The organism is Lysinibacillus sp. Y5S-8 (assembly GCF_036894365.1).
GTDB classification, from domain to species: domain Bacteria; phylum Bacillota; class Bacilli; order Bacillales_A; family Planococcaceae; genus Lysinibacillus; species Lysinibacillus fusiformis_D.
In genome coordinates this window covers 2763653-2775211 of record NZ_CP145889.1, presented here as the reverse complement: position 1 = coordinate 2775211, position 11559 = coordinate 2763653, and the positions used below count along the sequence as shown (strand labels likewise).

13 protein-coding genes are annotated in these 11559 nt (G+C 38.9%); 8 read left to right on the top strand and 5 right to left on the bottom strand.

Going from position 1 to position 11559, the window contains the following annotated elements:
• Positions 1-44 precede the first annotated feature (44 nt).
• The 4 genes from V6670_RS13450 (at position 45) to V6670_RS13435 (ending at position 2122) form a co-directional block, all read left to right on the top strand.
• Complete coding sequence (locus tag V6670_RS13450) at positions 45-197, top strand: YpzG family protein (protein WP_004231380.1); 153 nt, start codon at positions 45-47, stop codon at positions 195-197.
• 118 nt (positions 198-315) lie between these two features.
• Positions 316-852 (top strand): hypothetical protein, encoded by a 537-nt coding sequence (locus tag V6670_RS13445; RefSeq protein WP_338651404.1) that lies wholly within the window; start codon positions 316-318, stop codon positions 850-852.
• Positions 853-872: 20 nt separating this feature from the next.
• Positions 873-1211 carry a cupin gene (locus V6670_RS13440; protein WP_338651403.1) on the top strand — a complete coding sequence of 113 codons (339 nt, stop codon included), beginning with the start codon at positions 873-875 and terminating at the stop codon, positions 1209-1211.
• Between the two features lie 32 nt (positions 1212-1243).
• Positions 1244-2122 (top strand): YwqG family protein, encoded by an 879-nt coding sequence (locus tag V6670_RS13435; protein ID WP_338651402.1) that lies wholly within the window; start codon positions 1244-1246, stop codon positions 2120-2122.
• A 95-nt stretch (positions 2123-2217) separates the two neighbouring features.
• On the opposite strand, the gene V6670_RS13430 is transcribed toward V6670_RS13435, so the two are convergent.
• On the bottom strand, positions 2218-2637 hold the full coding sequence (locus V6670_RS13430) for a GNAT family N-acetyltransferase (protein WP_338651401.1): 420 nt from the start codon (positions 2635-2637) through the stop codon (positions 2218-2220).
• A 70-nt stretch (positions 2638-2707) separates the two neighbouring features.
• On the opposite strand from V6670_RS13430, the gene V6670_RS13425 reads away from it, so the two are divergent.
• Entirely contained in the window at positions 2708-3142 is a 435-nt protein-coding gene (locus V6670_RS13425) for an NUDIX domain-containing protein (protein ID WP_141903671.1), read from the top strand.
• A gap of 131 nt (positions 3143-3273) precedes the next feature.
• Here the strand turns inward: V6670_RS13425 and V6670_RS13420 are convergent, their stop codons facing one another.
• The 3 genes from V6670_RS13420 to mscL form a co-directional block, all read right to left on the bottom strand.
• Complete coding sequence (locus V6670_RS13420) at positions 3274-4434, bottom strand: aminotransferase class I/II-fold pyridoxal phosphate-dependent enzyme (RefSeq protein WP_338651400.1); 1161 nt, start codon at positions 4432-4434, stop codon at positions 3274-3276.
• 3 nt (positions 4435-4437) lie between these two features.
• Complete coding sequence (locus V6670_RS13415; protein WP_141903673.1) at positions 4438-5553, bottom strand: methionine biosynthesis PLP-dependent protein; 1116 nt, start codon at positions 5551-5553, stop codon at positions 4438-4440.
• Between the two features lie 829 nt (positions 5554-6382).
• Positions 6383-6772 carry a large conductance mechanosensitive channel protein MscL gene (gene mscL / locus V6670_RS13410; RefSeq protein ID WP_141903674.1) on the bottom strand — a complete coding sequence of 130 codons (390 nt, stop codon included), beginning with the start codon at positions 6770-6772 and terminating at the stop codon, positions 6383-6385.
• Between the two features lie 204 nt (positions 6773-6976).
• Here mscL and V6670_RS13405 point away from each other — a divergent pair, with 204 nt between their 5' ends.
• A complete protein-coding gene (locus V6670_RS13405; protein ID WP_330493248.1) occupies positions 6977-7675 on the top strand; it encodes a lytic transglycosylase domain-containing protein in 699 nt (232 codons plus the stop codon).
• 35 nt (positions 7676-7710) lie between these two features.
• Here V6670_RS13405 and V6670_RS13400 read toward each other — a convergent pair whose 3' ends face one another.
• A complete protein-coding gene (locus tag V6670_RS13400) occupies positions 7711-7968 on the bottom strand; it encodes a GlsB/YeaQ/YmgE family stress response membrane protein (RefSeq protein ID WP_036123271.1) in 258 nt (85 codons plus the stop codon).
• Positions 7969-8734: 766 nt separating this feature from the next.
• On the opposite strand from V6670_RS13400, the gene V6670_RS13395 reads away from it, so the two are divergent.
• Together V6670_RS13395 and V6670_RS13390 are read left to right on the top strand one after the other, a co-directional pair.
• Complete coding sequence (locus V6670_RS13395) at positions 8735-9910, top strand: amino acid deaminase/aldolase (protein WP_141903676.1); 1176 nt, start codon at positions 8735-8737, stop codon at positions 9908-9910.
• A complete protein-coding gene (locus V6670_RS13390; RefSeq protein WP_338651398.1) occupies positions 9898-11220 on the top strand; it encodes a D-arabinono-1,4-lactone oxidase in 1323 nt (440 codons plus the stop codon). The genes V6670_RS13395 and V6670_RS13390 overlap by 13 nt, the downstream gene beginning before the upstream one ends.
• The last annotated feature ends 339 nt before the right edge of the window (positions 11221-11559 follow it).

Here is an 11559-nt window from a genome sequence, read left to right as displayed (position 1 = left end):
GAAGATTTCACTTATGAAATCTATAATGATGAGGAGGATGAAAAATGAGTAGGTTCGAACAATTAGATCCAAAATCTCAAAAAATCCACCGCAACTGGTCAAGGATTAAGCGATCCAAATCGCAAGTAAATGGTGAAACGGAGATAACTCTCCATAATCGCCTCTTGCGAAGTGAAGCAAAGGCCCGTCAGTTTTAATCATGTTAGAAAAGTAAGTGTCATCAAGCCCAGAAAAAATTCTGGGTTTTTTTATGGATAAAAATAGAAGGTGGAATGTATTATAATACGTTATAAGGAAGAAAAGGGGAGGAAGGCTATGAATATTACTATTCCAACTTATTTACAGTCATATGCAGAAAATGTTGAACAGCTAGAGGCAGTTGAATCACAGTTACAGCTTTGTTCCAGCACAGGGAATAAACAGTTTGAAATTTGGTACTATGGAGATTTACTAACAATCGAAGGTGAGGCATTGCCTTTCATTACTGGAGCAACCGCTAGAATCGTTGCAAAAGACCCTTTAACGGCGGAGGAAATTTTGCTATTTGATGCAACCCTACATGGCTATAATGCGCTATTTTGTGATGAATTTACGGAGGAGCAGCGTATCCATCGTCCACTACGGAAATATCTTTTGCCCACAACAGAAGTTGTCCTATCATTTTTCTATAATATTGACTATGACGAAGAAGCAGAAGACTATGAGGTAGATGAACATGGCAATGTACAGCTACTCAACGGGGAAACAGCAGATTGGGAGATGATAAAAAGTATTGGCTATGATGCCTTTACTTTTTATGGCAAATCAGAAGATGGTACACTGCTAGCATTTGCACAGGAAGGATTAGCCTAGCATGAAAGGAACATAGAAAAATGCAATTCATCTCATATACACAAGATTTAGCGAAGCAAATTCATCAATATCAATCAAACAATGCATTTTATCGGAACATTATAAAAACAGAAGAGCCAGTGAATATCGGTTTCATCTATATTGAGCCAGATGGGGTAGTTGGTATGCATGAAGCCCCTGTTCCTCAGCTTTTTATCGTGATGCATGGCGAAGGCTGGGTTCGTGGTGAAGATGGTGAAAAAATCACCATAAAATCTGGACAGGGTGTACTTTGGCATCAAGGGCAGGCGCATGAATCTGGTAGTACGACAGGCTTGACAGCACTTGTGATCCAAGCTGAGCATATACATCTTACATAAAAAACGTGTGTAACGGTAGGAGGGGGAAGGCATTGAGCAACACAGAAACATGGAACAAATGGTTGAAAGACTATGGGCTAGCACATAAGGCTGAGCAAATAGCAGCTTATACTAGAAGCTCTATACGTATGGTGGCTAAACAAAATACTGATGAAGAAACTCCGGTTGGCCATTCAAAAATAGGTGGCTGTCCGGATGTTCCCACAGATTTTGTTTGGCCATATACGAACGATAAGAGACCGTTGTATTTCCTTTGCCAACTACATGTAAAGGATATCAAACCTTACGATACCAACAATTTATTACCTACAGATGGATTATTGTCCTTTTTCTATGATGCAGCCGAGCAACCATGGGGATACGATCCGAAAGACTGTGATGGCTTCAATGTTTTCTATTTCACAGAACCAGTTAGTAGCCTTATAAGAATAAAAATACCTGCTATCTTACTCAAAAATGGCGACATTGCCAGTGCAAGTCTGCAATTTAAAAATGAATGGACACTCCCGCCCTGGGAATCTCCATTTTGGAATGATTTAGAAGAAATTCTAACGGAAGAGGAAGCAGATAATTTGAGAGACCTTGCATATGAATCGATGGAAGAAGCTGATGCAAATGGAGCCGTTCATCGCATAGACGGTTTTCCAGATGCTATTCAAGGGGATATGTACTTACAATGTCAGCTTGTCTCCAATGGCTTATATTGTGGCGATTCAACTGGTTATAATGATCCCCTTCGAAGGGAATTAGAGGCTGGGGCAACAGAATGGCGATTATTGCTTCAACTTGATTCAGAAGAAGAGCTTGGGTATATGTGGGGAGATAGTGGTAGATTGTATTTTTGGATTCGTGAGGATGATTGCCAAAAGACCCGCTTTGATCAGACATGGGTTGTCTTACAATGCTTTTAAAAACGAAGGGGGATAACGGTCGTCAAAGCAACCGTTATCCTTTTTCATGTTGTTTCACCATTTTCACTGTTTTGAGCGGATAATCATCGAAACACTCATCGAATTCTACTAGCTTGTGGAATCACTTTGCCTGATAAACAATTGTATTTTCTTTTGCTACACACAAATAATGACGATAGGCTGGGGAGCATATTTAGCCCTCTCTGTAAAAGAGCTGAACCGATACCACTCCCCTGGCTATCAGGATGCAAGTAAATGGCAAGCAGCTCTGCTTCAACATGTGTAACATTTGAGAAATTAGCAAAGCCTACTAGCGATTCATTGACGATTACGACTAAAAATAGGCTAGTAGTGAGGCGCTGTGTTAAACGGTTACTGCTATACGCCATTTGTAAAAAGCGATCTTGAATATCATGAGGGATGATTTCTTCATATGTATGGTGCCAGCTTGTTCTAGCAATTTCTTGTACAAATGTAATGTCATTTTCTAGCATCTGTCGTATAATAAATGTCAACACTTTTCACCTTAAATTCCAATTTTTATCTTTATTGTAATATTCAATTAGTCAAAAGGGGGTCACTTTCATGCGAGTAGTGGAAAAAGCATTTGGCTATATTACGAGAGAGCATGAAGAACAATTACAAGTGCTCGTATTTGAACAGAATTCAATCGGTGCAGGTATTCAAGTGCCCAAAGGTACAGTAGAAGAGGGTGAAACACCTTTAGAAGCTGTGAAGCGTGAAATGTTGGAGGAGACTGGTCTAACAACACTTGTCGTTCAGGCGTTAATTGCACAGGACTATTTTAATCATCCATCAGGTATTTTACAGAAACGTTATTTTTATCATTTAACATCTGATGAAACACAAGATTCATGGCAACATCATCCAACGGGCTTAAACGAAGCGGATTTAATTTTTTCATTTTATTGGATTTCTGCTGAACAAGAAGCGCTACTAGCAAAGGGGCATGGTGATTATTTATACCGTGTGTTAGGAAAGGTGAAAAATGGAACGTAGGATTATAAAGATGTGGTGACATGACTACTTTAGCTATTAACAAATAGAAAACCCTAACTATAACAAAACACGCAATGAGCGTTTCGTAAAATAGTTAGGGTTTTTCAACGGTCTCTTTCAGGTTGGTTCAATCAAGCCTTGGCCGCAATCTCTAAGGCTTGTGCAAAATCAGCAATTAAATCATCCACATGCTCAAGTCCCACTGAGAATCGTAAAAGTCCATCTGTGATGCCACGTTTTGCACGCTCCTCAGGCTCCATAGCAGCATGACTCATCTTTGCTGGGTAAGAAAGAATTGATTCCACACCCCCAAGAGAGACCGCGAAAACAGGAATTGTCATTGCTTCGACTAATGCTTTTGCGGCTGCATAATTCGGTAAACGGAAAGACAATACAGCCCCACCACTTGTACTTTGGCACTGATGAATGTCATACCCTGGATGTGAGGTAAGTCCAGGATAGTAGACTTGTTCAACCAGTGGATTTGTAGTTAAAAATGTTGCAATTTTTTGTGCAGATTCAGCAGAGCGACTAAAGCGTACATCTGTTGTTTTGATATTTTGTAGCAGTGTGAAAGAATCTTGCACACCTAAAATATTGCCAAAAGAATTTTGGATAAAGTATAGCTCTTGTCCTAGCTTGTCATCTGCTGTAACTGTTAAGCCAGCAATAATATCAGAATGACCAGATAAGAACTTAGTTGCACTATGAATGACGACATCAACTCCAAGTTCTAGTGGGCGTTGGTATAACGGTGTCATAAAGGTATTATCTAAAAATGTCAGACATTGGTGTTGTTTCGCTAGTGCCACCACGCCACGAATATCTGTGATGCCTAATGTCGGATTTGATGGTGTTTCCATATAAAGTAGCTTCGTAGCTGGCGTTATTGCTGCTTCTACTGCTGCTAGATCCGTGAAGTCTACAAATGTATGGGAAATCCCAAATCGTGGTAACACCTTTGTCACAAAACGATAGGTTCCACCATAAACATCCTCAGTCATGACGATATGGTCCCCTTGGGATAACAGCATTAACGCTGCTGATACCGCTGCAATGCCCGAAGAAAAGGCATGAGCGCGAACACCACCTTCAAGTTCTGCCACCGCTTTTTCTAATGCGTCTCTCGTAGGGTTGCCTGAGCGAGCATAATCATATTCTCCAAACTCATCCATACTTTCTTGATGGAAGGTAGAGGACAGATACATGGGAACATTGACAGCCCCTTTTTTATTACCATAGCCATCACGAACACCTGCATGAATGAGGCTCGTTTCAATACGTTGCTTCATAAATTAGGCCTCCTTTCTTAGGATATCGAATACTTGTTGTAAGTCTGCAATTAAATCTTCTGCTTCCTCAATACCGACAGAGAATCGAAGTAAACGATCACAAACGCCACGTTCAACACGCTCTTCATATGGCATATCTGCATGTGTTTGTGTGGCAGGATATGTAATAAAGCTTTCCACACCGCCAAGACTTTCAGCAAAAGTAATTAACTTTAAGTTACGAAGGAATGGGTCAATCCACTCAGGCTTTTGCAAGCGGAATGACAGCATGCCACCTTTTCCTGTATAAAGTACATCAGTCACTAATGCTTCTTCCTCTAAATAAGCAGCAATGGCTTTTGCATTCGCATCATGCTGTTTTAATCGAAGATGTAAAGTTTTTAAACCGCGAATAAGTAACCACGAATCCATAGCGCCTAGCACCATACCACTGCCATTATGAATAAAGCCAATGCGTTCAGCTAATTCCTTACCTTTAGCCACAACTAAACCAGCTAAAACATCATTATGACCACCGATATATTTTGTAGCAGAGTGAAGGACAATGTCAGCCCCTAATTCGATAGGGCGTTGGAAGTATGGTGTATAGAAGGTATTATCTACAATTAACCAGGCTCCATGCTTATGGGCTAACTCTGCATACACTTGTAAATCGAATTCCTGCATAAGTGGATTTGTTGGGGTTTCAATGAATAATGCACGAGTATTTTCAGTTATTAATGCTTCCACCTGTTCAACCGATTCAAACTTTGAATAAACAGGCTTGATATTATAGGTTTCTTGGAAGAAGTTAAATAGTCTATAGGTACCGCCATATAAATCATCAGGCACGACTAACTCATCGCCTGGTTTAAATAAGGATAACACCAATTGAATAGCAGCCATCCCTGAACTACAGGCAAAGCCCATATCGCCACCCTCTAAATCAGCAATCCCTTCTTCTAAAAGAGCACGTGTAGGATTTTTTGTACGTGTATAGTCAAAGCCAGTAGATTCACCAATTCCAGCATGTTTATAAGCAGTCGATAAATGGATCGGTGGGCTCACAGCACCTGTTATGGGGTCACTTAAATTTCCTAGTTGTACAAGTTTTGTTTCAATACTTCTGTTTAATGTCATGACGTCACTCTTTTCTCCAATATTATTAAAAGCGACAATTTTCGCTTTCAATTTATTAGTATTCTCAATAATTGTTACCAATTTAACATGGATACTAAAGAAGAACAAGGGTGTTTTCTGAAAATTAGCTAGATTATTTATAGTTAATCACGTAGGAATAGTAGGAGATTGATTATTAAATTATGAGCAATAATGTGTGGGAGCTTCTAATTTAACAGGAATGAGCAGAGAAAGTGGAGGATACGCATAAAGTTGATGGATAGAATAAGGAAAGTAGCGGATAAAACGCGGAAAGAGATGGATAGAGCAAAAAAAGTGAAGGATACGCATAAAGTTGATGGATAGAATAAGGAAAGTAGCGGATAAAACGCGGAAAGAGATGGTTAGAGCAAAAAAAGTGGAGGATGCGCATAAAGTTGATGGATAGAATAAGAAAAGTAGCGGATAAAACGCGGAAAGAGATGGATAGAGCAAAAAAAGTGAAGGATACGCATAAAGTTGATGGATAGAATAAGGAAAGTAGTGGATAAAACGCGGAAAGAGATGGATAGAGCAGAGAAAGAGAAGGATACGCATAAAGTTGATGGATAGAATAAGAAAAGTAGCAGATAAAACGCGGAAAGAGATGGTTAGAGCAAAAAAAGTGGAGGATACGCATAAAGTTGATGGATAGAATAAGAAAAGTAGCGGTTAAAACGCGGAAAGAGATGGTTAGAGCAGAGAAAGTGGAGGATACGCATAAAATTAGCGGATAGAACATCCAAAGAGAAGGATACAAAACCAAAGGATCTGCCTTATTCGAATGAGGCAAATCCTTTGGTGTCATATGTTAGGCTTGTTCTTTTTTGAGTAAATCACGAATTTCTTTGAGGAGCTCTTCTTTTGCATCTAATTCAGGAGCTGGCTCTTCAACGACTGCTTCTTCTTTTTTACGTGTAAGCTTCGTCATAATTCGGAGCGCCATAAAAATGGCAAATGCAATAATTAAAAAATCAATAATTGATTGTAGAAATACACCTAAATTGACTTGGGCTTCGCCAGAGCCAAAAACAAAGCTCTTTGTTAAATCAATACCACCTGTTAAAATACCAACTAATGGCATAATGATATTTTCAACTAAGGAGGTAACAATTTTACCGAAAGCACCACCGATGACTACTGCTACTGCTAGATCGACAATATTGCCTTTCATTGCAAATTCTTTAAAGTCTTTCCACAAAATAAATGCCTCCCTATTATTATCCAATATAATGAATCAACCTGTATTTTACTATATTTTTAGCAAACCTTTCAACTGCTTTTATAGTGAAAATGAATAGCATCCTACAACTGGAAGTTTTTATCTTACAAAAATTAAAAGATCTACTACATATAACGAAAAATTTGGTAATATAGAAAAAGAATACTAGATTAGGTGTGACGTATGACAAAGAAAAAGAACAACAAAGCCATGTTATCACCCGCTACAAAATTGGGTATGATAGCATTATTGATTCCCGTTGCGATAACGGTGTATGTCCTGACATTTTTTGCGTGGAAGGAACTTCAAACATTACCGATTTTCGAAAAGCTTGCACAGCAAAAGGCAATTGAGGAGATTCAACAACATTTCGATATGGACATTCCAGAGAAATACATTCCAGTATATGTAGCAGCGGAGGAGAAATATGGTGTGCCATGGACATTGCTTGCCGCACATCATCGAATTGAAACGCGATTTTCTACAGTGAAATCAATGGTTTCATCTGCCGGGGCAGAAGGGCATATGCAATTTATGCCGTGCACGTTCGTTGGCTGGCAGCATCCTACTTGTTCAGGACTAGGAAAAGGAAACATCACGAAGGCTGAATTAATGAATCCAGAGACAATTGCTAAATATGGAGGATATGGCGTAGACGCGAATGGGGATGGTATAGCCGATCCCTATGATATTGAGGATGCGGTATTTAGTGCAGCTAATTATTTATCTAAATACGGCGCTGCCAAAGGTAATATTAAGAAAGCTGTGTATCAATACAACCATAGTGAGGAATATGTGGAAAATGTATTGTATTACTACCAATTGTATAATGATTATCACGATGAACTCCGAGCAACCGTTTTACTGAATGAAGCAAAATAAAGAGCCATCACCATGGATGGCTCTTTATTACATATTTAAGTTGCTTTACGCATACCTTTTAAAATAAGGCTGACGATAAAGATCAACACAACGGCACCGATCAGTGCTGGGAACACGTAGAAATCACTTACTCTCCAACCCCAGTTCCCTAAAACCATACTACCGATCCAAGAACCAACAATCCCTGCAATAATATTCCCGATGATGCCACCAGGTACATCTTTACCTAAAATTACGCCAGCTAACCATCCAAGAATTCCTCCGATGATTAAATACCAAATGAAACTAATCATTATTTTCATCTCCTTAAAATTAAGATATAATGGCGATTACTTAGTTATACCCTGAATGGAGTAGATTAAACACTGCGATTTTGTTTAGTAATTATTACATGCTGTCATAATGGCTGTAGACAAATGAATGCAGCTCTTTCATCATGCCCACAATAACGTAACTCCAACTGCATAAATGATTGTGAAAATGTCCACATTAACTACAATTACTTCTATATTGTACATACACCGATTTTCGCTTACTTCTATAGTATGTTCACGCATTCAATTCGTACCAAAAATAGATGGAACGCTCCAAAATCAGCCGTTCGACTAAATATTTCAAAAACCACCTTTTTATCCATGAAAAAATGCATTTTTTGTTGAAGCAGAATTTCAATCAATTATACTGTTGTTCATTTTTTATTTATATGAATGGAAAATGGTTAAATTTTCACCTTTTAATAGTTTGAAAATTCTGTTTAAAAGGATTATAATGTAGAAAAAAGGAGCGTGTTGCATATGAATATGGCTGTTATGAAACGTTTAAATCGTCAAGGTTTTCTGATTGCTGGTCTGCATTTGTTAGTGCTGCTAAATCTTGCAGCCGATTTCTTATACGCATCGTAACCAATTGAATAGAAAGGTGAATGAAATGTTTGTCCCATTCTAAAACAACTGTGTCGACTTATTGAATAAAAAGCGCACGGTTGTTTTTATTTTGACTCATTAATAAAAAAATTATTCTGTAAATTGTCAAATACATAGTATATACAGGAGGGATTAAATGACGACAAGATTGGATCGAGCGTTTAGTGATTTGGAAAGACCATTTGCTTGGTTGGACTTAGATGCGCTGGATAAAAATATACGAACTGTGCAAGAGGCTTGTGGTGGCAAGCAAATTCGTATTGCGACAAAATCGATTCGTTCTGTTGAAGTGCTTCGTTATGTTCAGAAAAACCTTGCTAATGTTGTAGGCTTTATGACATTCACAGCGGCAGAGACCATTTTTTTACTACAGCAGCAATTTGATGATTTATTACTGGGCTATCCAGTAATGGAGGAAGCAGCTATTCGTCGCTTGCTACATTTCGTCAAAGACGGGAAAAGCGTTACTTTTATGGTGGATCGGCCAGAACATATCCAACTATTAGCGAAGCTGGGACTAGAAATAGGTGTACGTGTACAGGTTTGCATTGATATTAATGTTTCGAATGATTTTAAAGTACTGTATTTCGGGACTAAACGTTCATCGTTGTATTCTCTTGAGACGCTGACACCTTTTTTGCAAGAGGTTCAAAAAACGTCAGCGATTGAGGTTGTAGGTGCAATGGGCTATGAGGCTCAAATAGCAGGCGTTGGCAATCGTCCTGCGAATGCATTAAAAGGCAAAGTGATTGAGGCAATGCAAGTACAAGCTAAAAAACAAGTAACCCAATTTCGTCGCTTAGCCATAGCCCATATCAAGGCGTATTTTCCAAACTTACGCTTCGTCAATGGTGGAGGCTCAGGGAGCATGTTATATACCAATCAGCAGAAAGAAGTGACTGAAATTACAGTAGGCTCCGCTTTTTATGCACCTGCATTGTTCGATCAATTTACACATTTACAGCTAGAAAAGGCAGCTGGATTTGCTTTGAGTGTAACGAGAAAGCCTGAAAAAAATATTGTTGTTTGTCATGGTGGTGGTTATACGGCTTCTGGAGCAATTGGGTTGGATCGCTTACCTGTATTCTATGAACCTAGCAATTTTGCATACCTTAGCTTAGAAGGAGCAGGAGAAGTACAAACGCCTATAAAGGTCAAAGGAAAACATATTAATATTGGTGATACGATCTATTTTAGACATGCAAAAGCAGGGGAGCTTTGTGAGCGTTTTCAAGTACTCCATGGGATTCGAGAGGACAAGTATATGGGGCCTTACACAACATATAGGGGGGATGGACAATGTTTTCTATAGAAAAATGGCGTAATGGTGAAAAGTGGACGAATTGGGCGGGGAATGTTATTTCCTATCCGAGTGAAATGTACTTACCACAATCGGTTGAAGAAGTTTCAACCATTGTCAAGCATGCACGTGAAACGGGAAAAACGATTCGAGTTACAGGGGCAGCTCACTCATTTAGCGCTGTGGCTATGCCTGAGCATATCGCTATTTCCTTACATAATATGCGTGGATTAATCGCTGTGAATGAGGAAAAGCAGGAGGCAACATTATGGGCTGGTACCTACCTATATGAAATTGGACCAATGCTGGAGAAGCACGGCTTTGCTTTAATCAATATGGGGGATATTCAGGAGCAAACGATTGCAGGAGCAGTATCAACGGGTACACATGGTACAGGGATTACACTTGGTTCTCTGTCGTCTGCTGTCATGACATGGGGGTTTGTAGATGGCACTGGCACATATCAGGAGCACAGGAGGGGAATGGACGATTTATCTGAAGCACTACACGTATCGCTCGGTATGCTTGGTGTCCTTGTCAAAGTAACGATCAAAGTCATGCCACTTTATAGCTTGCATTATGTTGGGGCAAGAGAAACTTTGAGCAATGGTCTCACACTATTCGCAGAGGATATTCGCCAACATCGCCATGTGGAATGGTTTTATTTCCCTGGCAGTGAGACGATTCAAGTAAAACGGATGAATGCTGTAGCACCCATCTATCAAAGTGAATGGAATAAAAAAATAGAAACGTTAAAGCTCCAAATTGTAGAAAATGGTGCTTTCTTTGCAATGTCAGAACTTTGTAAGTGGAAACCAGCGTTAAGTGGTGCTATGAGTAAAATAGCAGCCGCAAATGTGGTGGAAAGTGAAAAAGTGGGCATAAGCTATGAAATTTATCCTTCTCCTCGTAGTGTGAAGTTCCAAGAAAGTGAATATGCCATTCCACTCGCTCAATTTGAAGCATGCTTGGAGGAAATTCATACAACCTTTAAAAAAGGGATTTTTAATGTTCATTTTCCATTAGAGTGTCGAACAACTGCGGGCGAAGCAGGCTTTTTAAGTCCAACACAGGGGCGCGAGTCTGCTTTTATAGCCTTTCATATGTATAAAGGGATGTCAGAAGAGCCTTATTTTAAATGGGTTCATACTTTGATGCAAAAATATGATGGCCGACCTCACTGGGGAAAACAACACCATTTAACAGCACAAACCGTCTACGAACTGTATCCAGAGATTGAAAAGTTTTTAAAAATACGACACCAATATGATCCCGATCAAGTATTTTTTACAGGCTACCTAAAAAAATTGTTTCTATTGTAAGCGTTATCTCTATAGATAAGATGATTCAAATTGTCCGAAAATATGGGAATCAATGGCCTCTTACATTGTTGGTTATTATTGAAAAATTAAAATTTGAACGAAATGTCAAAATTTTTATCAAAGCGAGATAAAACTGATGCTTAATCAGCATGTAAACGATTTCAATTTTGACAGATTTTTTTAATTGTTTTAACAATTCAAAAAATACTGTTGACGAGACCTTTTTTTCGTACTATGATAACAACAATTTAACACGTTCGTTACAGCAGTAGCCATCTAGTAGGCTGCTAGTCTATAAACAAAAATCAAAAAGACAGAACATTTTGTCTATAGCAACGA

Excerpts from the sequence above, each read along its gene's own strand:
- V6670_RS13400 (WP_036123271.1), bottom strand. The coding sequence starts at position 7,968 with ATGATTAGTTTCATTTGGTATTTAATCATCGGAGGAATTCTTGGATGG.
- V6670_RS13445 (WP_338651404.1), top strand. The coding sequence starts at position 316 with ATGAATATTACTATTCCAACTTATTTACAGTCATATGCAGAAAATGTT.
- V6670_RS13395 (WP_141903676.1), top strand. The coding sequence starts at position 8,735 with ATGACGACAAGATTGGATCGAGCGTTTAGTGATTTGGAAAGACCATTT.
- V6670_RS13450 (WP_004231380.1), top strand. The coding sequence starts at position 45 with ATGAGTAGGTTCGAACAATTAGATCCAAAATCTCAAAAAATCCACCGC.
- V6670_RS13440 (WP_338651403.1), top strand. The coding sequence starts at position 873 with ATGCAATTCATCTCATATACACAAGATTTAGCGAAGCAAATTCATCAA.
- V6670_RS13420 (WP_338651400.1), bottom strand. The coding sequence starts at position 4,434 with ATGAAGCAACGTATTGAAACGAGCCTCATTCATGCAGGTGTTCGTGAT.
- V6670_RS13405 (WP_330493248.1), top strand. The coding sequence starts at position 6,977 with ATGACAAAGAAAAAGAACAACAAAGCCATGTTATCACCCGCTACAAAA.
- V6670_RS13425 (WP_141903671.1), top strand. The coding sequence starts at position 2,708 with ATGCGAGTAGTGGAAAAAGCATTTGGCTATATTACGAGAGAGCATGAA.
- V6670_RS13390 (WP_338651398.1), top strand. The coding sequence starts at position 9,898 with ATGTTTTCTATAGAAAAATGGCGTAATGGTGAAAAGTGGACGAATTGG.
- V6670_RS13415 (WP_141903673.1), bottom strand. The coding sequence starts at position 5,553 with ATGACATTAAACAGAAGTATTGAAACAAAACTTGTACAACTAGGAAAT.